Genomic DNA, 22,040 nt, shown 5'->3' with positions numbered 1-22,040 from the left:
GCCTTACCTGACAGAGTGTCAGTTGATCAAGATCTTAGGTAGGTGAGAACGGCCAGCACGCGCCGGTGATCCCCGTCACTGGGTGACAGGCCCAGCTTCATGAAGATGTTGCTGACGTGCTTCTCCACCGCGCCGTCGCTCACCACCAGCTGCTTGGCCACCGCGGAATTGGTCCGCCCCTCGGCCATCAGCCCGAGCACCTCGCGCTCGCGCGGGGTCAGCCCCGCCAGCACGTCCTGCTTGCGGCTGCGGCCGAGCAGCTGCGCCACGACCTCCGGGTCCAGGGCGGTACCGCCCCGGGCCACGCGGACGACGGCGTCGAGGAACTCGCGCACATCGGCCACCCGGTCCTTCAGCAGGTACCCCACCCCGGTACTGGACCCGGCCAGCAGCTCGGTGGCGTACTGCTCCTCCACGTACTGCGACAGCACCAGCACACCTATGCCGGGGTGATCGCGCCGCAGCCGCACGGCCGCCCGCACACCCTCGTCGGTGTGCGTCGGCGGCATCCGCACATCGGCCACCACCACGTCCGGCAGCGCGTTCTCGGCCGCCAGCTCCGCCACCGTCTTGATCAGGGCTTCCGCGTCCCCGACGCCTGCGACGACGTCATGCCCCCGGTCGGTCAGCAACCGGGTCAGGCCCTCACGCAGCAGCACTGAATCCTCGGCGATGACCACCCGCACCCTGTCTTCCACGACTCCGCTGCTCCCGCGTCCGCTCATGCCCCGTGTTCCCTGACTCAGCCAAGCATCCCAGTCTTGAGCCCGGATACAGCCGGAGCGCGATCAACGAGTACCCCGGGAGCGGCTGTTTTCGGCCCTCGGAGCCCCTCTGAGCCACCCGCCCCCGAAAGTCAGGGCTTTGGCCCCCGCTCGGGGCGGGCCGAACGGCACCGACACACGACCGCACGGACACCAGGTGCGGGCATCCGTGCGGTCGTCGATGTCGCCCGTACGGGCCGTTCGGGTCGCCTCAGACGGCCCGCCAGGGGAGTTCGGCGGTGACGGTCGTGCCGCCGCCGGCGGGGGAGTCCACGACGAGCAGCCCGTCCACGGCGTCGAGCCGCTCGGCCAGCCCCGCCAGCCCCGAACCGGCCACGGCGCCGGCCCCGCCGACACCGTCGTCGGCGACCTGGATCAGCAGCCGCTCGCCGGACTTCCACACGTCCACCCCGGCCGTACGGGCCCTCGCGTGCTTGCTCACGTTCTGCAGCAGCTCCGACACCGTGAAGTACGCGATCCCCTCGATCGCCGCTGCCGGCCGCGAGGGCAGCTCCACGGCCACCCGTACCGGCACCGCGCACCGGGAGGCCACCGAGGACAGGGCCGCGTCCAGCCCGCGGTCGGTCAGCACGGCCGGGTGGATCCCGCGGGCCAGGTCCCGCAGCTCCTGTAGGGCGATCTTCACTTCCCCGTGCGCCTCGTCCACCATGCGGGCGGCGGCCTGCGGGTCCTGCGTCAGCTTCTCCTTCGCCATGCCCAGATCCATGGCCAGCGCCACCAGCCGGGCCTGCGCCCCGTCGTGCAGGTCGCGCTCGATGCGCCGCAGATCGGCCGCGGCGGTGTCGACCACGACACCCCGGTCGGACTCCAGTTCGCTGACCCGGTGGTCGAGCCGCGAGGGCCCGAGCAGCCCGCAGACGAGGACCCGGTCCACGGTGGTCAGGGCGCGGACCACCCAGGGGGTGGCGAGCGTGAGGGCGAGCCCGGTCGCGCAGGTCGCCGCGATCGCGAGGGGGGAGTCCAGGTAGAGGGAGTAGTCGTCGTTCTGGAAGACCTGCAGCCCCGGCTGGTCGGTAAAGGCGGGGAACACCCAGAACCAGAGCGGGTAGAGCAGCATGGCCCACCCATAAACCCAGAACGTCAGGGCCACGCAGAAGGCGAACACCGCCCACGGAAAGTGGACGACCGAGTACAGCACGTGCCGCCAGGCGCTCCCGCTCTTGAGCAGTGCCCCCATCCGGGCGATCGCCCCGCTCTTCTTCGCCCGGATCGGCGCGGGCTCGGCGATGTCGTGACGGAGCATCCCGCGCACCCGGGCCCGCTCCACGCGCCCGAACCCGCGGCACATGGCCAGTACACCCGCCAGCACCGGGACTCCGAGGAAGGTGACGAGCAGTCCGGCGCCGAGGCTGACGCCGGTGATGGCGAGCGAGAAGTACAGGGTGCTGAGCGGCAGCCCGAGCATCAGATACCCGAACTCCCGCCAGGTCCGCCCCTCGAAGGGAGCCCGCACCACCCTGCCGATACCGCTGCCTGCGCCGCTACCCATATCGCCAACCCGCCCTTCATCCACTGTGTCCCCCCACCCTCCCGCCAACCCCCCACCCCCAACCATCCGGCAGGTCGGCCTCTCCCGAGGGGGGTTAACCCCACCCCGGGTCCTGCCCCTGGGGCCTGTCCCGGGCCCTGCTCCGGGGCCCTGTCCTTCCCAGCCCCGGCCCCGGCCCGGCCTCGGCACTCGGCGGCCGCTGCGCGGGGGCCAAGTCCCCTCCCCGCCCTTCGCCCGTTCCCTGGGCTCCGCCCAGACCCGAGCCTCAAACGCCGGCGGGGCTGGATCACCCTGCAGGGCGATCCAGCCCCGAGGGCCGGCACGTACGGGTTGGCGCAGCCAAGTTCTCGCCCAAGGGCCTGCACGCGTGGGTCGGCGCAGCCAAGTTCCGGCCCGAGGGGCCGCCCCGTACGGGTCGGCGCAGCCAAGTTCCGGCCCGAGGGCCAGCACCTACGGGCTGGCGTAGCCAATTTCCAGCCCCAACGACCGGCACGTGCAGCCCAGCCCAGCCAAAAACAGCCCCGCCGGCGTTTGAGGCGCGGGGGTCCGGGGGCTGGTCCCCGGGTACGGTGCCGCACCGACCCACGGCGGGCACAGGGTCCGGCCCTAGGGGCAAGCCGACTCAGCCAAAATCAGCCCCGCCGGCGTTTGAGGCGCGGGGGTCCGGGGGCTGGTCCCCGGGTACGGCGCCGCACCGACCCACGGCGGGCACAGGGTCCGGCCCTAGGGGCAAGCCGGCCCAGCCAAGATCAGCCCCGCCGGCGTTTGAGGCGCGGGGACCGGGGTCACGGCGGAGCGGTGCCGCACCACCCGCGGCAGGGCCTCCGGCCGGCGCCAGGCCCTACCGGGCCACCCGCTCCCGCCACGGCAGCTCCGCCGTGACCACGGTCCCCGCGCCCTCGGGCGACTCGACGACCAGCACGCCATCGACCGCGTCGAGCCGCTCACCCAGCCCCGCCAGCCCCGACCCGGCCAGGGCATTCGCGCCGCCCTGCCCGTCGTCCGACACCCGGATCAGCAGCCGCCCGTCGGCGGAGCCACCCGTCCGCCAGACCTCGACCTCCGCGCACCGCGCCCCCGGCCCCGCGTGCTTGCTCACGTTCTGCAGCAGCTCCGAGACCACGAAGTACGCGATCCCCTCGATCGCCTCCGCCGGCCGCGCCGGCAGATCCACCGCCACCTTCACGGGGACCAGGCACCGCGAGGCCACCGAGGACAGCGCCGCGTCCAGCCCCCGGTCGGTCAGCACCGCCGGATGGATCCCGCGCGCGAGGTCCCGCAGTTCCTGGAGGGCGATCTTCACTTCCCCGTGCGCCTCGTCCACCATCGCCGCCGCCCCCTCGGGGTCCTCCAGCAGCTTCTCCTTCGCCAGGCCCAGCCCCATCGCCAGTGCCACCAGCCGGGCCTGCGCCCCGTCGTGCAGGTCGCGCTCGATGCGCCGCAGGTCCGCCGCCGCCGTGTCGACCACGACACCGCGGTCGGATTCCAGCTCGGCGATGCGCCGCTCCAGCTCGTCGGAGGGGGACAGCAGGCCCCGTACCATCGCGCGGTCCACGTTCGCGAGCCCGCGCACCACCCACGGCAGCACCGGCCACAGCACGAACAGCCCGGTCAGCGCCACCGTGAAGGTGGCAATCGCCCACGGCAGCCGGATCAGCTCGAACAGCACGGTCCGCCACGCCACCGGGTCCTTCAGGCTCGCCCACAGCCAGGGGAAGAACCCCCCGGAGCGGCCCGGCCCGGGCATCGGCGTCGGCTCGTCGACCCGTACGCCCAAGAGGTCGCGCGCCCGCGCCCGTTCCAGGCGTCCCAATTGGCGAGACAAGAACAGACCACATGCGAGCAGCGGAAGACCGATCGCGGTCACCGACAGACCGCCCGCGGTCGCCACCATCACCACCGTGAAGACGAAACCGATGAGGGCGGCGGGCAAATTGCTCAGCAGATAGGCGATTTCCTTCCACGTCACGGCATCGAAGGGTGCGCGGACGGGAGGAGGAGCGCCGTCGTCGGGGGTGTGCTTGCTCGCGGTCATGCGCCCACCCTGCCAAGCGCGGAGGTCCGATGCCATGGGGTAGCCGGGCCGAGGTAAACGGGGGATAACCCCACCCCGTGGACCCCAGGCCCTAGACTCCCGTCCGTACCAGATCAACCTGATCGTCGACAGTGGCCGAGGAACGAGGAACGGACGTGCCCGAACCAACGGTATCGACCGTATCCGTGCTCGCCGCGGACTACTTCCGGACGTATTCGGTCGTCGGCCTCCTGGCCGCGCTCGGCGTGCTCTTCGTGGCGGTGGCGTTCGGCGCCAACCGTCTGCTGAGCCCGTCCGTCCCGACCCGCGAGAAGCTGCTGACCTACGAGTGCGGCGTGGACCCGGTCGGCGAGGGCTGGGCGCACACCCAGGTCCGCTACTACGTCTACGCCTTCCTCTACGTCATCTTCGCCGTCGACTCGATCTTCCTCTTCCCCTGGGCGACGGTGTTCGCCGCCGCCGGTTACGGCGCCACGACGCTGGTGGAGATGTTCGTCTTCCTCGGCTTCCTGGCCGTCGGCCTGCTCTACGCGTACAAGAAGGGCGTCCTCGAATGGCTGTGACCCCGGCCGGTACCCCGGCCGTGCCGTCGGAGCCGCAGCTGCTCCCGGAGCCGAAGCGGCTGGGCGTCCTGTCCCGCCTCGCGCCCGAGCCCATGAAGGTGGTCCTCAACTGGGGCCGCCGCTACAGCCTGTGGGTCTTCAACTTCGGCCTCGCCTGCTGCGCGATCGAGTTCATCGCGGCGTCGATGGCCCGGCACGACTTCATCCGGCTCGGCGTCATCCCCTTCGCGCCCGGCCCGCGCCAGGCGGACCTCATGATCGTCTCCGGCACGGTGACGGACAAGATGGCCCCGGCCGTCAAGCGGCTGTACGAGCAGATGCCCGAGCCCAAGTACGTGATCTCCTTCGGCGCCTGCTCCAACTGCGGCGGCCCGTACTGGGACTCGTACTCGGTGACCAAGGGCGTCGACCAGATCATCCCGGTCGACGTCTACGTCCCCGGCTGCCCGCCCCGCCCCGAGGCGCTGCTCCAGGGCATCCTCAAGCTCCAGGAGAAGATCGCCCGCGAATCGCTGGCGGAGCGCTACGCGAACACCCCCGCGCCGTCCCCGGCCCAGCTCACGAGCGGCCTGGTAACTCCTCCCCCCGCTCCCGGGACGGACGCGTGAACCTCTACGACTCCCTCCCCGACGCGGCGGGAACGGTCTTCGGCGAGGAAGCCGTCGGCTCCTTCGCGTACTCCGTCCTCACGGTCGACGTCCCCACTGCGAGCTGGATCCCCGCCCTGGAGATCGCCCGCGACAAGCTGGGCTGCACCTACTTCGACTGGCTGAGCGCGGTCGACGAGCCGGGCACGGGCTTCCGCATCTGCGCGCACGTGGTCTCCCTGGAGAACCACCGCGTACGCCGCCTCCTGCTGCGGACCACCGTCCCGCACTCGGCGCCCTCCCTGCCCTCGGCCGTCTCCGTCTACGCCGGCGCCGAATGGCATGAGCGCGAGACCTGGGAGATGTTCGGGGTCGCGTTCACGGACCACCCGAACCTCGTCCCGCTCCTCCTCCCCGAGAACTTCGAGGGCCACCCGCTGCGCAAGGACTTCGTCCTCGCGGCGCGGGTCGCCAAGGCCTGGCCGGGCGCGAAGGAGCCGGGCGAGGCACACGACCCCGACGCCCCGAAGCGCCGCCAGATGCTCCCGCCGGGCGTACCCGACCCCAACGACTGGGGCCCGATGAAGGGCCAGCTCCCCCCGGCCCCCACCCGCCCCGCCCGCACCCCCCGCGCGGCGGCGGGCGCCCCCGGCGACCGCCCGGCCCGCACCCCGCGCGCAGCGGGCGACCGCCCGGCCCGCACCCCCCGCGAAGCCACCCCGCCCGCGTCCGAAGCCCCGGCACCCCCGTCCGATGCGTCCCCGGCCCGTCCGGTCCGCCGTACCCGCTCGGTAGCGGACGGCTCGGCGAGCCAGTCGGAGGCCCTGTCCACGGGAGCAACCCCGCCCCCGGCGGCAACCACCCCCGCCCAGCCGGAGCCCCCGACGGCCCTGCCCGAAGCCTCGGCAACTTCGGCGGAAGCGTCCCCGGCCCGCCCGGCGCGCCGCTCCCGCTCGGTGGCGGACGGCTCCGCGAGCCAGTCGGAGGCCTTGGCCGCAGGATCGACCCCGGCTTCGGCAGAAGCCACCCCCGCCCGGCCGGTGGCGACGCCGGCCGACGCCGCGGCAACGCCGGCGGAAGCGAGCCCGGCCCCGGCCCGTCCGGTCCGCCGTACCCGCTCGGTGGCGGACGGCTCCGCGAGCCAGGCAGCAGCCCCGGCCGAAGCCGAGGCCGCGCCCACGGCGGAACCACAGGCCCCCGCCCGCCCGGTACGCGGCAGCGCGGACGCCCCCTGGCACAACCCGAAGCCCGCCTTCGACACCCCTACGGCCACTCCGGCCGCTCCGGCCACCCCCGCCGAACCGGCGGACCAGGCCGCTCCGGCCACCCCGGCTGCTCCGGCCGAACCGGCCACCCCGGCTGCTCCGGCCACCCCGGCTGCTCCGGCCGAACCGGCCACCCCGGCTGCTCCGGCCACCCCGGCTGCTCCGGCCGAACCGGCCACCCCGGCTGCTCCGGCCACCCCGGCTGCTCCGGCCGAATCGTCGACCCCGGCCGAACCGGCGACCCCGGCGGCTCCAGCGACCCCGGCGGCTCCGGCCACCCCGGCGGCTCCGGCCACCCCGGCCGAATCGTCGACCCCGGCCGAACCGGCAGCCCCGGCCGAACCGTCGACCCCGGCTGCTCCGGCCACCCCGGAAGCTCCGGCCACGTCGGCGGCTCCGGCCGACCCGACTAGCCCAGCAACTCCGGCCACCCCTGCGGCTCCCGCCACCCCGGCCGCCGCCCCGCCGGGCTCCGCCGGGGCCGGGCAGGAGCCCGATTCCGAGTCCGAGTCCGCCCCCAAGGCGGACCCCGCGGACCCCACCCCCAACGACCCCACCGGAGGCGCCGCGTGAACGACGTCCTCGACGTCGCCCTGCGGCTGATCGTCGTCTTCGCCGTCTTCCTCGTGCTCCCGCTCGTCGTCGGGCAGGCCGAGCACAAGGTGATGGCCCACATGCAGGGCCGCCTCGGCCCCATGTACGCCGGCGGCTTCCACGGCTGGGCCCAGCTCGTCGCCGACGGAGTCAAGTTCGCGCAGAAGGAAGACATCGTCCCGGCCAACGCCGACCGCCGCGTCTTCCAGATCGCCCCCGCCGTCGCGCTCCTCCCGTACCTCCTGGTCCTCCTCGCCATCCCGATCGGCCCCGGCGAGGGCGCCGTCGGCCAGGTCATCGACGCCGGGCTGTTCTTCGCGCTCGCCGTCATGGGCATCGGCGTGCTCGGCTCGCTCATGGCCGGCTGGGCCTCCGCGAACAAGTTCTCCCTCCTCGGAGGCCTCCGCACCGCCGCCCAGCTGCTCGCCTACGAGCTCCCCATGCTGCTCGCGGCGGCCTCGGTCGCCATGGCCGCCGGAACGGTGTCGCTCCCCGGCATCGTCGGCGCCTTCGAGTGGTGGTGGCTGCCCTGGCAGATCGTCGGCGGGCTCGTCTTCTTCACCGCCGGCCTCGCCGAACTCCAGCGGCCCCCCTTCGACATGCCCGTCGCCGACTCCGAGATCATCTTCGGCGCGTACACCGAGTACACCGGCCTGCGCTTCGCGCTGTTCCTGCTCGCCGAGTACGCCGGCATCGTCGTCCTGTGCGCCCTCACCACCGTCCTCTTCCTGGGCGGCTGGCACGGCCCCTTCGGCGGCGACGACTTCGGCTGGGTCTGGACCCTGCTCAAGATCGCCGCGCTCTCCTTCGTGGTGATCTGGCTCCGCGTGAGCTACCCCCGGCTGCGCGAGGACCAGCTCCAGAAGCTCGCCTGGACCGTACTCATCCCGCTCGCGCTCGCCCAGATCGCGCTCACCGGCATCGTGAAGGTGGCGATCCAGTAAATGCCTCCCATCCCCGGCTCCGGCCTCGCCAAGGGCCTGGCCGTCACGCTGCGCACGATGACGAAGCGCTCGCACACCGCCCAGTACCCCGAGGTGCAGCCCGAACTCCCCCCGCGCTCGCGCGGGGTCATCGGCCTGTTCGAGGAGAACTGCACGGTCTGCATGCTGTGCGCACGCGAGTGCCCCGACTGGTGCATCTACATCGACTCCCACAAGGAGACGCTGCCGGCCGCCGCCCCCGGTGGCCGTGAGCGCAGCCGCAACGTCCTCGACCGCTTCGCCATCGACTTCTCCCTCTGCATGTACTGCGGCATCTGCATCGAGGTGTGCCCCTTCGACGCGCTGTTCTGGTCGCCGGAGTTCGAGTACGCCGAGACCGACATCCACGAACTGACCCACGAGCGCGACAAGCTGCGCGAGTGGATGTGGACCGTCCCGGCCCCGCCCGCCCTGGACCCGGCCGCCGAGGAGCCCAAGGAGATCGCGGCAGCCCGCAAGGCCGTGGAGAAGGCGGAGACCGCCGCCGCGGCAGCCGCCGCTGCCGCAGCCGCCGAGGCGAACCCCGACACCACGGCCCAGGCCCAGGCCCAGGCCCCGGCCCCGGCCCCGGCCCCGGAAGGAGACGCGTGATCACCGCAGCCGCCCAAGGCAACGGCTTCCTCTCCCCGACCGGCGTCGAGATCGCCTTCGTCCTCGTCGGCCTCGCCACCCTCGGCGCGGCCGCCGTCACGGTCACCACCAAGCAGCTCGTGCACGCCGCCCTGTGGCTGGTCGTCGCGCTCGGCGGGGTCGCCGTCGAGTACCTGCTCCTGACCGCCGAGTTCATCGCCTGGGTCCAGGTGCTGATCTACCTCGGTTCCGTGGTCGTCCTCCTCCTCTTCGGGCTGATGCTCACCAAGGCCCCCATCGGCCGCTCACCGGACGCCGACTCGGGCAACCGCCCGGTCGCGCTCGGCGTCGCCCTCGTCGCGGCCGCCGCGCTCGTCTGGGTGGTCGTCGACGCCTTCCGCACCACCTGGATCGACCTCGACGGCCCCGCCCAGGGCTCCACCAAGGTCTCGGGAGAGATCCTCTTCCGGCACTGGGTGCTGCCCTTCGAGGCGCTCTCCGTCCTCCTCCTCGCGGCCCTGATCGGCGCCATCGTGCTGTCCCGCAAGGACACGCCCGAGAGCGCGCCCCCCGCCGCCGCGCCCCCCGCCGCTCCCGCCACCGACAAGAAGGGGCAGCGCTGATGCACCTCGCCTACCCCGCCGTGCTGGCGGCGCTCCTCTTCTGCACGGGCCTGTACGGAGTCCTCGCCCGCCGCAACGCCATCCTGGTCCTGATGTCCGTCGAGCTGATGCTCAACGCCGTCAACCTCAACCTGGTGGCCTTCGACGTCTGGCTGCGCGACAGCCTGCACGCCGGCCAGGCCCTCACCCTCTTCACCATCGCCATCGCCGCCGCCGAGATCGGCATCGGCCTCGCGATCGTGCTGATGGTCTACCGCAACCGGGGCACCGCGGACGTGGACCGACTGCGCGACACCGCCGAGGGCCACGAGCCGGCCGGCTCGAACCCGGCCGGCGTGAACCCGGACAGCGCGAACCCTGCGACCGGAGCCGCCGCGTGAGCACCCCGACCCTCGCCGTACTGGTCCCCCTCCTGCCCTTCCTGGGCGCGCTGGCGGGACTGCTGCTCGGCCGCACCGCCCCCGGCTTCGTCAAGCCGCTCGCCGTCCTGCCGACGCTGGCCGCCGCCGTCCTCGCGGTCCTGGTCGCCTTCCGCCAGGCCGGCGGCAAGGCGATCGACACGGCGACCGAGCTGACCCCGACCGGCTCCGTGCCCATCGAGCTCTCGCTCCACCTGGACGGCTTCGCCGTCATGGTGGCCGTCCTCGTGGGCGTCGTCGCCACCTGCGTGCAGATCTACTCGACGGCGTACCTGCGCGAGGACCCGCGCTACCCGTCCTACGCAGCCCTGGTCTCACTGTTCACCTCCGCCATGCTGCTCGTCGTCTACTCCGGCGACCTGATGGTGCTGCTGGTCGGCTGGGAGATCATGGGCATCTGCTCGTACTTCCTGGTCGGCCACTACTGGGAGACCGAGGCGGCCCGCTCCGCCTCCCTGAAGGCCTTCCTCGTCACCAAGCTGGGCGACGTCCCCTTCCTCATCGGCCTGTTCGCGCTCGCCACCGACGCCGGGTCCTTCCGGATCACCAAGATCCTGGGCACCGTCGCCGCGGGCGGGCTCGACCACCCGACGCTCATCGCCCTGCTCCTGCTGGCCGGAGTCGCGGGCAAGTCCGCGCAGTTCCCGCTGCACACCTGGCTTCCGGACGCCATGGCGGGCCCCACCCCGGTCTCCGCGCTGATCCACGCCGCGACGATGGTCGCCGCCGGTGTCTACTTCGTGGCCCGCCTCCTCCCCGTCTTCGCGGCCTCCCGGGCCGCGCTGGTGGTCCTGGCCGTCATGGCGGCCGTGACGATGGTCGGCTCCGCCCTCGCCGCCCTGGCCCAGGACGACATCAAGCGGGTGCTCGCCTACTCCACGATCGGCCAGCTCGGCTACATGACCGGGGCCCTGGCCGTCGGCGACCGCGCGGCCGCCGTCTTCCACCTCCTGTCCCACGGCGCCTTCAAGGCGCTCCTGTTCCTCGGCGCCGGCGTGATCATCCACGCCGCGGGGACGAACTCGCTGGCCGCCATGTCCCGCATGGACGGCCTGGCCAAGCGCATCCCCGACGCCTTCTGGACGATGACGATCGCGCTGCTCGCGCTCGCCGCCTTCCCGCCCTTCGCCGGCTTCTTCTCCAAGGAAGCCGTCCTCGTCGCAGCCGAGCACACCGCCGGCGGCCACTCGGAGTTCGCCCCGAGCGCGGCCGGCTGGGTGGTCCTCGTCGCCGGCGTGCTGACCGCCCTGCTCACCGCCGCCTACGCCACCCGGCTCTGGCTGATGGCCTTCCGCGGCCGGGGCGCTGCCGCCCCCGACCACGGCAAGGAGCCCGTCGCCATGACCGGCGTGCTGTGGCTGCTCGCCGTCCCGTCCGTGGGCTTCGGCCTGCTGGCCGGGCCCCTCTCCGACTTCTTCGACGGCCGCGAGCTCACCCCGTCGCTGACCACCTCGGTCCTCGGCACCGGCGCCGCCGCCGTCGGCGCGGTCCTCACCTACGCCCTGTGGCAGCGCGCCAAGGCCCAGGCCGCCCTGGCCCCGGCCGGCCCCGCCGGAGCGCCCGCCACCGCCGGAGCGCCCGCCACCGCCACGGTGTCCGCCTCCGCCGCGGTGTCCGCGGCCGTCGCCGCCGCCGAGTCCGCCGCGGAGAGCCCCGAAGTCGGCCAGGTCACCCACGACCACCCGGTCGTCTCCACGGCCCCCGCCGCCGACCCCGGCCGCGCGCTGCTCGGCCCGCTGCACCGGCACGCCGCCGTCGGCTTCCACCTCGACGCCGTCTACGACCGCCTGTTCGTCCGCCCCGTCCGAGCCGCCGCAGCCCTCGTACGCTTCCTCGACCGCGAGGTCGTGGACTCGTACGTCCGTGGCGCGGGTCTTGGCCCCCGGCTGCTCGGCGGCCTCGTACGCCGCGCCCAGACCGGCAACGTGCAGAGCTACCTGAGTGCCCTGCTCGCCGGCGCCGTGGTCCTGGCGATCGCCACCGCCGTCCTCGCCAACGTCAACGCCGGATCGTGAGCCGTGAGTCAGCCGTGATTGATATCAGCCCGTCCGTGATGCAGTTCCTTCTGGCGTTCGTCGTGGCCGGCCCGCTCGTCGGCGCCGTCGCCGCCCTCCTGCCGGCCCCGCCCGGACTGAAGGGCAAGAGCCCCGAACAGGCCGTACTGCGCCACGGCGTGACCGTGACCGGTGCGATCCTCGCCGCGGCGGTCGTCCTCGCCGTGGGCTTCGACCACGACGCCCCGTCCCGCTTCCAGGCCACGACGGACATCAGCTGGATCCAGGCGCTGAACGTCCGGATCCACCTCGGCATCGACGGCATCTCGCTCCCCCTCCTCCTGATGACCGCGCTGCTGTTCTTCCTCTGCGCGCTCTACAGCTACTTCAAGCTCCCCGCGGGCCCCTCCGCGAAGGCCTTCGTCGCCCTGCTCCTGGTCCTGGAGTCCGGCACCCTCGCCACCTTCGCCGTCCTCGACCTGCTGCTGTTCTTCCTCGCCTTCGAGATGGTCCTCATCCCGATGTACTTCCTCATCGCCCGCTGGGGCGGTGCTCAGCGGCAGGCCGCCGCCTGGAAGTTCATCCTCTACACGCTCCTCGGCTCCGTCGTCATGCTGCTCGGTCTGCTGCTGATCGGACTGAAAAGCGGCACTTTCGACATGGTGGCACTCGCCTCTGACAACGGCCGCGAACTGTCCCACACCACCCAGGTCCTGGCCGTTCTCGCCATCGGGATCGGCCTCGCCGTGAAGACCCCGATGTGGCCGCTGCACAGCTGGCTGCCGGACGCCCACACCGCCGCCCCCACCGTCGGCTCCGTCCTCCTCGCGGGCGTCCTGCTGAAGATGGGCACCTACGGGTTCGTCCGGATCCTGCTGCCCGCCACCCCCGACGGCATGGCCACCTTCGCCCCGTACCTGGGCGCCTTCGCCGCCGTGGGCATCGTCTATGGGTCCCTGGCCTGCCTCGCCCTCGCCCGCAAGGGCAACAAGGGCGACCTCAAGCGCCTCATCGCGTACTCCTCCGTCGGCCACATGGGCTTCGTCCTCCTGGGCATCGCGTCCATGACCCCCACCGGCGTCAACGGCGCGCTGTTCGCCAACGTCGCGCACGGCCTGATCACCGGCCTCCTCTTCTTCCTCGTCGGCGCCCTCAAGGACCGTTACGGCACGGCCGACCTCGACACCCTCGCCGGAGCCACCGGAGCGGCCCTCTACGGCCGCGCCCCCCGCTTCGGCGCCCTCCTCGCCTTCGCCGCCATCGCCTCGCTCGGACTCCCCGGCCTGGCCGGCTTCTGGGGCGAGATGCTGGCGCTCTTCGGCGCGTTCGACCCCGCCGAGGGCCTGTCGCGGCCCGCGTTCCTCACCTACATGGCCGTCGGAGCGTTCGGCACCCTGCTCACCGCCGCCTATCTTCTGATCGTCGTACGGCGGGTGTGCATGGGCGACCCGAAGACCGCGCGCGAAGGCGCCGCCGCCCCCGTGGTCCTCGCGGACATCCAGCGCTACGAGTACGCCGCCTGGACCCCGCTCGTCGCCCTCACCCTCCTCGCCGGCCTGTGGCCCGCGGTCCTCCTCGGCCTCACCGACCCGGCCGTCCAGAAGCTCCTCGCGGGAGGGAACTCATGACGGTCCTTCGCCCCACCATCAGCACCGCCATCGCCGCCGCCGACGGACCCGGCATGGTCCAGTCCGTCGACTGGCTCGCCATCGCGCCGGTCGTCATCACCGCAGCCGTCGGCCTCCTCGTCCTGGTCGCCGACCTCTTCCTGCCGGAGCGCCGCAAGCCGCTGCTCGGCTGGATCTCCGTCGCCGGACTGGCCGCCGCGACCGCCACCCTGCTGCCGCTGCGCGCCGGCGACCGCAGCACCTTCTGCCTCACCGGACCCGGTACGGCGGACCCCGCCGCGTGCAGCTACGCCGCCGACCACTTCGCGCTCGTCGTCCAGTTCCTCGTCCTGGGCGGCGCCCTGATCACCGCCCTGCTGTCGGTCACGGCCGTCCGCGAGGCGCGCATGCCCGCCGGCGAGTACTGGTTCCTGCTGCTCTCCTCCGCAGCCGGCGCGGCCCTGCTGCCTGCCTCCCGCGACCTCGCCACCCTGATCGTGGCCCTCGAAGTCGCCTCGCTGCCCGCCTTCGCCCTCGTCGGCATGCGGCGCGGCGACCGGCTCTCCTCCGAGGCCGCCCTCAAGTTCTTCCTGTCCTCGGTCACCGCCACCGCCGTGTCCCTGATGGGCGTCAGCTTCGTCTACGCCGCCACCGGCTCCCTGCACCTCACCCAGGTCGCCGACCGGCTCGAAAGCGTCCCCGGGCAGCTCGACACCCTCGCCATGGCCGGAGTCGCGCTCACCCTGGTCGGCTTCGCCTTCAAGACGGCCGCCGTCCCCTTCCACTTCTGGGTCCCGGACACCTACGTCGGCGCCCCGCTGCCCGTCGCCGGATACCTGTCGGTCATCGGCAAGGCCGTCGGCTTCACGGGCCTCATCCTCGTCACCGTGATCGCCTTCCCGGCGTACTCCGACGTCTGGGGACCGGCCCTCGCCGTCCTGGCCGCGCTCACCATGACCCTCGGCAACGCGGCCGCCCTGCGCCAGTCCGCGGACCGCCCGGGCGGCGCCGTACGGCTGCTCGCCTGGTCCTCCGTCGGCCAGGCCGGCTACCTGCTGGTCCCGATCGCGGCCGCCGCCTACGCCGGGCGCGACCAGATCGGCTCCACCGTCGCCTACGCCCTCATGTACGCCGCCGTGAACCTCGGCGCCTTCGCCGTGGCCGCCCTGGTGGCCCGTACGAAGCCCCTGCACCGGCTCTCCGACTACCGGGGCCTGTACGCCGAGAGCCCGCTCGCCGCCCTCGCGATGGCCTTCTTCCTGCTCTGCCTGGCCGGTCTGCCGCCGGGCATCATCGGGCTCTTCGCCAAGGTCACCGTCTTCCGCTCGGCGGTCGACGCGGGACTGGGCTGGCTCGCCGTGGTCATGGCCGTCAACGTCGTCATCGCGCTGTACTACTACCTGCGCTGGACCGCCCTGCTCTTCCGCGCCCCCGACACGGACGCGGCCCAGGAGGGCACCCAGCAGGGCGCGCAGCCCCGTACGAGGACCCCCTGGCCGGTCACGGCGGCCATCGTGCTCACGGCCGCCACCGCCCTGGTCCTCTCGGGCGCCCCGCAGCTCGTCCTGCGCTTCGCCTCGGGCAGCCTCTTCCCGCTGTAGAGCTGTAGAGCTGTAGGGCTGTAGGGCTGTAGAGCTGTAGGGCCGCAGAGCCGCGCCGGAGCGCCCCGGGAGGCCTGCCGGAGCCGTGGCCTGCCCCGCGCCCGTAACCCGTACGGCCCAACCTCCACCGCGCCCGCCGCGCCCCCGCCCCCCGGCCCACCGGGGCGGCGGGGCCGGGCGCGCCCGGGGAACCTGCCGCGCTCACCTCGCGTTGACCAGGAAGGGAGGGTCCACTGGACCGTAGGCCCTCCGATCCCCAGATCCTGGACGGGTCCCCCTGCCGCACCACTTGGAGGGCGCACCGTGCACCGCCGGCACAACGGGCTGAAGACCGCCGTACTCCTCGGTGGTCTGTCGGCCCTCATCATCCTCATCGGCAGCTTCTTCGGCCGGGGCGGCCTGATCGTCGCCGTCTTCGTGGCCCTGGGCACCAACGCGTACGCGTACTGGAACAGCGACAAGCTGGCTCTACGCGCGATGCGGGCCCGCCCCGTCAGCGAGTTCGAGGCACCCGAGCTCTACCGCATGGTGCGCGAGCTCTCCACGTCCGCACGCCAGCCCATGCCCCGCCTCTACATCTCCCCGACCGAGGCCCCCAACGCGTTCGCCACCGGCCGCAACCCGCGCAACGCCGCGGTCTGCTGCACCGAGGGCATCCTGCGCATACTCGACGAGCGCGAGCTGCGCGGGGTCATCGGCCACGAGCTCAGCCACGTCTACAACCGCGACATCCTCATCTCGTCCGTCGCGGGCGCCCTCGCCTCGGTGATCATGTTCCTGGTCAACTTCGCCTGGCTGATCCCCATCGGCCGCTCCAACGACGACGAGGGGCCCGGGCTCTTCGGCATGCTGCTGATCATGATCCTGGGCCCGCTGGCGGCCTCCGTGATCCAGCTCGCCATCAGCCGCTCGCGCGAGTACGAGGCGGACGCCTCCGGGGCCCAGCTCACCGGGGACCCGCTCGCCCTCGCCAGCGCCCTGCGCAAGCTGGACGCCGGTACCAAACAGCTCCCGCTGCCGGCCGAGCCGCGACTGGAGACCGCGAGCCACATGATGATCGCCAATCCCTTCCGTCCCGGCGAGGGATTGTCCAGAATGTTTTCCACGCATCCTCCGATGGCCGAGCGCATCGCCCGGCTCGAACAGATGGCAGGCCGCAGTCAGTGAAGACCATCCTGAATCTCATTTGGCTCGTCCTCAGCGGAGTCTGGCTCTTCCTGGGCTACTGCCTGGCGGGTGTGATCCTCTGCATCACCATCATCGGAATCCCCTTCGGCATAGCCTCGTTCCGCATCGCGGTGTACGCGCTGTGGCCCTTCGGGTACACGGCCGTCGAGCGGCGTGACGCGGGCGCCGCGTCCTGCATCGGGAACGTGCTGTGGCTGGTCCTCGCGGGCTGGTGGCTGGCCATCGGCCACATCGTCACCGGCATCGCGCTGTGCCTCACGATCATCGGCATCCCGTTCGGCATCGCCAACTTCAAGATGGTCCCGCTCTCCCTGCTCCCCCTCGGCCGTGAGATCGTCCCCACGGACGCTCCGTTCGCCTCGCGCTGAGCAGCGCCGAGCCCGGACCCGGCTCATCCACTCGTATTAAAGTTCCGGGTTGCGGACGAGTGACGCGGACGAGCGGCACGCACGACGGGCAGGGAAGAACCGATGTCGACTGAGCCCTCTGAGCCCTCTGAGCCCTCTGAGCCCTCTGAGCCCTCTGAGCCTTCAGGGCACTCCGAGCACTCCGAGCTCCCCACGACCCTCTCGGTGGTCGTGCCGATGTACAACGAGGAGGACGCCCTGCCGGCCCTGGTCGGCAGGCTGCGCCCGGCACTCGACTCCATGGCCGTCCGCTACGAGGTCGTCGCCGTCGACGACGGCAGCAAGGACCGCACCGCGGAGCTGCTCACCGAGTTCCAGGCCAAATGGCCCGAGCTGCGGATCGTGCGGCTGCGCGGGAACTCCGGCCACCAGGCCGCCCTGACCGCGGGCCTGCACAGCGCCTCGGGCGCGTACGTGGCCAGCATCGACGCGGACCTCCAGGACCCGCCGGAGAAGATCCCGGAGATGCTCGACCTGGCCCGCGCGGACGGCCTCGACATCGTCTACGGGGTCCGGGCAGACCGGAGCACCGACACCGGGTTCAAACGCCACACGGCCGGTGCGTACTACTGGCTGGTGCGCCGCCTGGTCGGCAAGCAGGTGCCCGCGCAGGCGGGCGACTTCCGGCTGCTGAGCCGCGCGGCGGTCGACGCGGTCAAGGCCATGCCCGACCAGCACCAGGTGTACCGGCTGCTCGTGCCGTGGCTCGGATTCCCCAGCGGCCAGGTCAGCTACCAGCGCGAGGAGCGGGTGGCGGGCGAGACCAAGTACCCGCTGAGCAAGATGCTCCGGCTCGGCGTCGACAGCGTCATCAACTTCTCCGCCGCTCCACTGCGGCTGGCGACCTGGCTGGGCGTGGCCAGCTTCTTCGGCTGCCTGCTGATGGTGGGCGCCACCCTGGCGATCTACCTGGAGGGCAAGACCGTCCCCGGCTGGACCTCGCTGTTCATCGTGATGCTGTTCCTCGGCGGGGTGCAGCTGATCTGCGTGGGCCTGCTCGGCGAGTACATCGGCCGCATCTACACGGCGGTACAGCGCCGTCCCACCTTCTTCGTCGGGTACGACTCGAACGCGGCCCCGGCGCGGAACCCGGAACGCCAACCGGACTGAAACCCCCGCAGGCAGTGGTTGAAATCCCCTGAAGTCGCAGGTCAGCGGGATTGTCAGTGGGGGATGTCACTCTGTGTGCATGAACGACACCGAGCAGTTGCTGAAGCAAGTCGCCGGTCGCGCGCACCGCTCCCACCAGGGGCGGTACGGGGCCACCGGCATCCCTGCCATGCCCCTTCCGGCGCTCCTGCCCGGCGCGGAACCGCACCGGGTCGAGGCCGCCTCCGGCTTCGCCCTGCCGCCCCTCCTCGCGGCCCTCCACACCCGGGTCGCGGACGGCGGCTTCGGCCCCGGGCGCGGCCTGCTGCCCCCTGCTGTCCCTGGAGCGCGCCGCCGCCGAATACACCGCGGTGCGCGCGCCGGCCCGAGGGCGTGCTGCCCATAGCCGACTTCGGCTGCGCCTTGCGCGCCTGCGTGGAATGCCGCTCGGAAGCCGCCCAAGTCCCGCTGTTCGAACCGAACTCGGGCGATCCCGACCCCGTCTGGTTCCTCGAATCGCCCACCCTCGCCGACTGGCTGCGCGGCCGGCTCGAGGGCAGCGACCGGTTCAGCGGGGAAGCGGGCGCGGGGGAGGAGCGGGACCTGGAGCCGACCCCCTGGGCGGGCTTCAGGCCCCGGGTGTGAGCCGCCGGCGCACGCCGTAGGCCAGCGCGCCCAGCGCAAGCACCGAGGCCCCCGCGACGGTCGACGCGGCGGGCAGCGCACAGGCCAGCACCACACAGCCGGACAGCCCGACCGCTGCCACGGCCCGGTCCTTGACACCTGAATCGAGAGTCCACGCGGAGGCGTTCGCGATCGCGTAATAGGCGAGCACGCCGAAGGAGGAGAAACCGATCGCGCCCCGCAGATCGGTGGTGGCCGCGAGCACCGCCACCACGGCGCCCACCGCCAGCTCGGCGTGGTGCGGCACCTGATGCCGGGGATGTACGGCGGCCAGCGCGCGCGGCAGATGGCCGTCCCGCGCCATCGCCAGGGTGGTCCGCGACACCCCGAGCACGAGCGCCAGCAGCGAGCCCAGCGCCGCCAGGGCCGCCCCCACCCGCACGACGGGAGTCAGTCCGGGCCAGCCGGCCGCGCGCACGGCATCGGCCAGCGGAGCCGCCGACCGCGCCAGCCCGTCGGCGCCGAGCACCGAGAGCGCCGCCACCGAGACCGCGGCGTAGACGAGCAGGGCGATCCCCAGGGCGAGCGGAACCGCCCGCGGGATCGTGCGCTCCGGGTCGCGGACCTCCTCGCCCAGGGTGGTGATCCGGGCGTAGCCCGCGAAGGCGAAGAACAGCAGCCCGGCGCCCTGGAGCAGCCCGGCGGCGGCCCAGTCCGAGCCGCCGAGACGGCCGGCGTCGGCCGCGCCGGAGGACAGGCACGCCACGACGACCCCGGCCAGGACGGCCAGCACCACCGCCACGATCACCCGGGCGATCCGGGCGGACTTCTGCACCCCGCCGTAGCTCGCCGCGGTCAGTGCCACCACCGCGGCCACGGCCACCGCGTGCTGCTGCCCGGGCCACGCGTAGGCCCCGACCGTGAGGGCCATCGCCGCGCAGGAGGCCGTCTTGCCGACGACGAAGCCCCAGCCGGCCAGATATCCCCAGAAGGGCCCGAGACGTTCGCGCCCGTACACGTAGGTGCCGCCCGAGGAGGGATACCGGGCGGCCAGCCGCGCCGAGGAGTGCGCGTTGCAGTAGGCCACCAGGGCCGCGAGCGCGAGCGCCGCGAGGAGCGCCCCGCCGGCCGCGCGCGCCGCCGGGGCCAGCGCGGCGAAGATCCCGGCGCCGATCATCGCTCCGAGCCCGACGACGACCGCGTCGAAGACGCCCAGGGTGCGCTTCATCTCGTTGGGCATGGCGTTGGCGTTCATGGCGGTCACGGCCGGAGGGTATCCGGGCTAGGTGACGCCTTCCTTGCCGGGGACGGGCGTGCGGCTGCGCTCCCAGCCGTCCAGTGCGGTCAGGCAGGCGTGGTCGAGGTGGCGCAGCCCGCTCAGGTCGAGGCGGACGGCGCCGCCGCGGGGGAGTGCGTCCAGCTCGTCGAGCAGTTTGGGCAGGCGCAGGAAGCTGGCGTTCCCCAGGATCCGCACGCGCAGTTCGTCGCCCTCCCACACCGGCTCGATGTGGACGTGGGAGGTCTCCCAGGCCGCCTTGGCGACGGCGAGCCCCAGTCCGGCGAGCACCCCCTCGAAGAGGTTCGTGGCCACGATCGCCGAGGCCGTCGCCACCAGGACGACCGCCTCGCCCCGGTGTGAGCGCCACAGGGCGGCCACCGCCCGGACCGGCAGCAGCTTCCAGCCGGCGTGCAGCAGCACCCCGGCCAGCGCGGCGAGCGGGACGGACTCCAGCAGTCCGGGGACGGCCACGGCGAACAGCAGCAGCCAGCCGCCGTGCAGGATCCGGGAGGCCCGAGTGCGGGCGCCGGCCTCGACGTTGGCGGCGCTGCGGACGATGACGGCGGTCATCGGCAGGGCCCCGAGGAGCCCGCAGAGGGTGTTCCCGACGCCCTGGGCGACCAGTTCGCGGTCGTAGTCGGTCCGGTCCCCGTCGTGCATGCGGTCCACGGCCGCGGCACTGAACAGCGTCTCGGCGGAGGCGATCAGCGCCAGCGCGACCACGGTCCCGACGGCCCCCACGGAGGCCAGCACCCCGAAGTCCCCCCAGTCGGGCGGGGTCACAGCCGACAGGACGCCCGTGACCCGGACCCGCTCGACGGGCAGTCGCAGCACCACGGCCGCGGCGGTCGCGGCCGCGACCCCGACGAGCGCCCCCGGCACGAGCCGCAACCGGTCGGGCATCCGCCGCCACACCACCAGGACCGCGACGGTCCCGGCCCCCAGCGCCACGGCGGTCCAGTCGGCGCGCCCGCCGAGCTGCAGGGCCCCGGCCAGCTTCTCCAGGGTCCGCGCCGGGGCCTGCACATCGGCCAGGGCGTACAGCTGACCGGCGATCAGCACGAGCCCGATGCCGGCCAGCATCCCGTGCACGACGGCCACGGAGATCGCCCGGAACCACCGCCCGAGCCGCAGCACGCCCATGCCCAGCTGCACCAGGCCGGCGGCCAGGACGAGTACGCCGAGCGCGGGCAGCCCGTAGGTCCGCACGGCCTCGTAGACGAGCACGGTGAGCCCGGCGGCCGGGCCGCTCACCTGGAGGGAACTTCCCCGGAACCAGCCGGTGACCAGCCCGCCCACGACCCCGGTGAGGATCCCGAGTTCGGCCGGCACACCGGAGGCGACGGCCACTCCGACGCAGAGCGGTAGCGCGACCAGAGCGACAACGACGGACGCCCCGAAGTCTTCACGTAACGTGCCGGCCCCAGGCATGCGGGAACCCCCTGTCGAGGCGGTGACGGACACCCCTCACCCTGGTGGGCGCACTCCCCGCCGCCCAAGTGCACACGGAGGACGCCACGGGCGCGTACGCCGCTCACGCCCGGCACACACCCACTGAGCGCCGGTCCCGCTCACCGCCCGCTCCACCGCCCGCTCCACCGCCCGCGGTGCCCCATCCGCGGTGCCCCGCCCCACCGCACGAGCCCCTGCCGCACCCGCCCCCCCGCCCCCGCCGCAACGACCGCGGCCCGGCGGTCCTCGAAGGACCGCCGGGCCGGTGTGCGGGCTGAACCGAGGCCTGAGCCTGCGATCAGCGGTAGTTCACGTACTGGATCGCGAAGTCCAGGTCCTTGCCCTTGAGGAGGGCCTGGACTTCCTGGAGGTCGTCGCGGCTCTTGGAGCTGACGCGCAGCTCCTCACCCTGGACCTGGGCCTTGACGCCCTTGGGGCCCTCGTCACGGATGATCTTCGCGACCTTCTTGGCGTTCTCCTGGGAGATGCCTTCTTCGATCGTGGCGAAGATCTTGTACTCCTTGCCGGACAGCTGCGGCTCACCGGCGTCGAGCGCCTTGAGGGAGATCCCGCGCTTGACCAGCTTGGTCTCGAAGACGTCCAGGACGGCCTTGACGCGCTCCTCGGAGTTCGCCTCCATCAGGATCTTCTCGCCGGACCAGGCGATCGTGGCGCCGGTGCCCTTGAAGTCGTAGCGCTGCGAGAGCTCCTTGGCGGACTGGTTGAGGGCGTTGTCGACCTCCTGCCGCTCGACCTTCGAGACGATGTCGAAACTGGAGTCGGCCATGTGCTGTGGCTCCTTGAAGTCGGTAGTGATGGCCCCGAAGGGCACGGCCGGACATCCCCGGACCGCTCCGCAAAGCCTAGCCACCGAGCCCACGTGCGG

Annotated in this window: 20 protein-coding genes and 1 pseudogene; 15 read left to right on the top strand and 6 right to left on the bottom strand. The window is 72.8% G+C overall.

Annotation, left to right across the window (positions count from 1 at the left end):
- Nucleotides 1–26 precede the first annotated feature (26 nt).
- From OG276_RS14635 to OG276_RS14625, 3 genes are all read right to left on the bottom strand, one after another.
- The gene (locus OG276_RS14635; RefSeq protein ID WP_308313410.1) at nucleotides 27–686 is read right to left on the bottom strand and encodes a response regulator transcription factor; all 660 of its coding nucleotides are present in this window, start codon (nucleotides 684–686) and stop codon (nucleotides 27–29) included.
- A 289-nt stretch (nucleotides 687–975) separates the two neighbouring features.
- Complete coding sequence (locus tag OG276_RS14630; protein WP_266905545.1) at nucleotides 976–2,274, bottom strand: sensor histidine kinase; 1,299 nt, start codon at nucleotides 2,272–2,274, stop codon at nucleotides 976–978.
- 841 nt (nucleotides 2,275–3,115) lie between these two features.
- The gene (locus OG276_RS14625; RefSeq protein WP_266905543.1) at nucleotides 3,116–4,309 is read right to left on the bottom strand and encodes a sensor histidine kinase; all 1,194 of its coding nucleotides are present in this window, start codon (nucleotides 4,307–4,309) and stop codon (nucleotides 3,116–3,118) included.
- 155 nt (nucleotides 4,310–4,464) lie between these two features.
- Between OG276_RS14625 and OG276_RS14620 the strand changes: the two genes are divergently transcribed.
- The 15 genes and pseudogenes from OG276_RS14620 (at nucleotide 4,465) to OG276_RS14550 (ending at nucleotide 18,444) form a co-directional block, all read left to right on the top strand.
- Nucleotides 4,465–4,872 carry an NADH-quinone oxidoreductase subunit A gene (locus tag OG276_RS14620; protein WP_266905541.1) on the top strand — a complete coding sequence of 136 codons (408 nt, stop codon included), beginning with the start codon at nucleotides 4,465–4,467 and terminating at the stop codon, nucleotides 4,870–4,872.
- On the top strand, nucleotides 4,863–5,480 hold the full coding sequence (locus OG276_RS14615) for an NADH-quinone oxidoreductase subunit B (RefSeq protein ID WP_266905539.1): 618 nt from the start codon (nucleotides 4,863–4,865) through the stop codon (nucleotides 5,478–5,480). The genes OG276_RS14620 and OG276_RS14615 overlap by 10 nt, the downstream gene beginning before the upstream one ends.
- Entirely contained in the window at nucleotides 5,477–7,297 is a 1,821-nt protein-coding gene (locus OG276_RS14610) for an NADH-quinone oxidoreductase subunit C (RefSeq protein ID WP_266905538.1), read from the top strand. The genes OG276_RS14615 and OG276_RS14610 overlap by 4 nt, the downstream gene beginning before the upstream one ends.
- Complete coding sequence (locus tag OG276_RS14605) at nucleotides 7,294–8,262, top strand: complex I subunit 1 family protein (protein WP_266905536.1); 969 nt, start codon at nucleotides 7,294–7,296, stop codon at nucleotides 8,260–8,262. The genes OG276_RS14610 and OG276_RS14605 overlap by 4 nt, the downstream gene beginning before the upstream one ends.
- Nucleotides 8,263–8,892, top strand: coding sequence for an NADH-quinone oxidoreductase subunit I (locus OG276_RS14600; RefSeq protein WP_266905534.1), 630 nt, complete (start codon nucleotides 8,263–8,265; stop codon nucleotides 8,890–8,892).
- Nucleotides 8,889–9,494, top strand: coding sequence for an NADH-quinone oxidoreductase subunit J (locus tag OG276_RS14595; protein ID WP_266905533.1), 606 nt, complete (start codon nucleotides 8,889–8,891; stop codon nucleotides 9,492–9,494). The genes OG276_RS14600 and OG276_RS14595 overlap by 4 nt, the downstream gene beginning before the upstream one ends.
- Nucleotides 9,494–9,874, top strand: a complete 381-nt coding sequence (gene nuoK, locus OG276_RS14590; protein WP_266905531.1) for an NADH-quinone oxidoreductase subunit NuoK — start codon at nucleotides 9,494–9,496, stop codon at nucleotides 9,872–9,874. The genes OG276_RS14595 and nuoK overlap by 1 nt, the downstream gene beginning before the upstream one ends.
- Nucleotides 9,871–11,928 (top strand): NADH-quinone oxidoreductase subunit L, encoded by a 2,058-nt coding sequence (locus OG276_RS14585; RefSeq protein ID WP_266905529.1) that lies wholly within the window; start codon nucleotides 9,871–9,873, stop codon nucleotides 11,926–11,928. The genes nuoK and OG276_RS14585 overlap by 4 nt, the downstream gene beginning before the upstream one ends.
- A gap of 38 nt (nucleotides 11,929–11,966) precedes the next feature.
- Nucleotides 11,967–13,535, top strand: coding sequence for a NuoM family protein (locus OG276_RS14580; protein ID WP_266912810.1), 1,569 nt, complete (start codon nucleotides 11,967–11,969; stop codon nucleotides 13,533–13,535).
- Nucleotides 13,532–15,115: an NADH-quinone oxidoreductase subunit N gene (locus OG276_RS14575; RefSeq protein WP_266905527.1), complete on the top strand. Its 1,584-nt coding sequence runs from the start codon at nucleotides 13,532–13,534 to the stop codon at nucleotides 15,113–15,115. Before OG276_RS14580 ends, OG276_RS14575 begins: the two co-directional genes overlap by 4 nt.
- A gap of 303 nt (nucleotides 15,116–15,418) precedes the next feature.
- The gene (gene htpX, locus OG276_RS14570; RefSeq protein WP_266905525.1) at nucleotides 15,419–16,282 is read left to right on the top strand and encodes a zinc metalloprotease HtpX; all 864 of its coding nucleotides are present in this window, start codon (nucleotides 15,419–15,421) and stop codon (nucleotides 16,280–16,282) included.
- A complete protein-coding gene (locus OG276_RS14565; RefSeq protein WP_266905523.1) occupies nucleotides 16,279–16,671 on the top strand; it encodes a YccF domain-containing protein in 393 nt (130 codons plus the stop codon). Before htpX ends, OG276_RS14565 begins: the two co-directional genes overlap by 4 nt.
- Nucleotides 16,672–16,869: 198 nt before the next feature.
- A pseudogene (locus OG276_RS14560) lies at nucleotides 16,870–17,820 on the top strand (glycosyltransferase family 2 protein); the annotation flags it as partial.
- Nucleotides 17,821–17,899: 79 nt separating this feature from the next.
- Nucleotides 17,900–18,205 carry a hypothetical protein gene (locus OG276_RS14555; RefSeq protein WP_266905521.1) on the top strand — a complete coding sequence of 102 codons (306 nt, stop codon included), beginning with the start codon at nucleotides 17,900–17,902 and terminating at the stop codon, nucleotides 18,203–18,205.
- Nucleotides 18,193–18,444 carry a hypothetical protein gene (locus tag OG276_RS14550; protein WP_266905519.1) on the top strand — a complete coding sequence of 84 codons (252 nt, stop codon included), beginning with the start codon at nucleotides 18,193–18,195 and terminating at the stop codon, nucleotides 18,442–18,444. Before OG276_RS14555 ends, OG276_RS14550 begins: the two co-directional genes overlap by 13 nt.
- On the opposite strand, the gene OG276_RS14545 is transcribed toward OG276_RS14550, so the two are convergent.
- The 3 genes from OG276_RS14545 to OG276_RS14535 all read right to left on the bottom strand — a co-directional run bounded on the left by OG276_RS14545 (nucleotide 18,428) and on the right by OG276_RS14535 (nucleotide 21,941).
- On the bottom strand, nucleotides 18,428–19,678 hold the full coding sequence (locus OG276_RS14545; protein ID WP_266912808.1) for an APC family permease: 1,251 nt from the start codon (nucleotides 19,676–19,678) through the stop codon (nucleotides 18,428–18,430). The genes OG276_RS14550 and OG276_RS14545 overlap by 17 nt on opposite strands.
- A gap of 27 nt (nucleotides 19,679–19,705) precedes the next feature.
- The gene (locus OG276_RS14540) at nucleotides 19,706–21,133 is read right to left on the bottom strand and encodes a SulP family inorganic anion transporter (RefSeq protein WP_266905517.1); all 1,428 of its coding nucleotides are present in this window, start codon (nucleotides 21,131–21,133) and stop codon (nucleotides 19,706–19,708) included.
- 319 nt (nucleotides 21,134–21,452) lie between these two features.
- A complete protein-coding gene (locus OG276_RS14535) occupies nucleotides 21,453–21,941 on the bottom strand; it encodes a YajQ family cyclic di-GMP-binding protein (RefSeq protein ID WP_266905515.1) in 489 nt (162 codons plus the stop codon).
- Nucleotides 21,942–22,040: the final 99 nt, after the last annotated feature.

Origin of the sequence: Streptomyces sp. NBC_00086 (assembly GCF_026343255.1) — a bacterium.
Taxonomy (GTDB): domain Bacteria; phylum Actinomycetota; class Actinomycetes; order Streptomycetales; family Streptomycetaceae; genus Streptomyces.
The sequence above is the reverse complement of the archived record's forward strand: the minus strand, read 5'-3'. Positions and strand labels throughout refer to the sequence as shown.

What these genes read in the sequence shown, in the direction of transcription:
- OG276_RS14630 (WP_266905545.1), bottom strand. Translation starts at nt 2,274, where the DNA reads ATGGGTAGCGGCGCAGGCAGCGGTATCGGCAGGGTGGTGCGGGCTCCC.
- OG276_RS14615 (WP_266905539.1), top strand. Translation starts at nt 4,863, where the DNA reads ATGGCTGTGACCCCGGCCGGTACCCCGGCCGTGCCGTCGGAGCCGCAG.
- OG276_RS14600 (WP_266905534.1), top strand. Translation starts at nt 8,263, where the DNA reads ATGCCTCCCATCCCCGGCTCCGGCCTCGCCAAGGGCCTGGCCGTCACG.
- OG276_RS14555 (WP_266905521.1), top strand. Translation starts at nt 17,900, where the DNA reads ATGAACGACACCGAGCAGTTGCTGAAGCAAGTCGCCGGTCGCGCGCAC.
- OG276_RS14540 (WP_266905517.1), bottom strand. Translation starts at nt 21,133, where the DNA reads ATGCCTGGGGCCGGCACGTTACGTGAAGACTTCGGGGCGTCCGTCGTT.
- OG276_RS14625 (WP_266905543.1), bottom strand. Translation starts at nt 4,309, where the DNA reads ATGACCGCGAGCAAGCACACCCCCGACGACGGCGCTCCTCCTCCCGTC.
- OG276_RS14545 (WP_266912808.1), bottom strand. Translation starts at nt 19,678, where the DNA reads ATGAACGCCAACGCCATGCCCAACGAGATGAAGCGCACCCTGGGCGTC.
- OG276_RS14535 (WP_266905515.1), bottom strand. Translation starts at nt 21,941, where the DNA reads ATGGCCGACTCCAGTTTCGACATCGTCTCGAAGGTCGAGCGGCAGGAG.
- OG276_RS14580 (WP_266912810.1), top strand. Translation starts at nt 11,967, where the DNA reads ATGCAGTTCCTTCTGGCGTTCGTCGTGGCCGGCCCGCTCGTCGGCGCC.
- OG276_RS14575 (WP_266905527.1), top strand. Translation starts at nt 13,532, where the DNA reads ATGACGGTCCTTCGCCCCACCATCAGCACCGCCATCGCCGCCGCCGAC.
- nuoK (WP_266905531.1), top strand. Translation starts at nt 9,494, where the DNA reads ATGCACCTCGCCTACCCCGCCGTGCTGGCGGCGCTCCTCTTCTGCACG.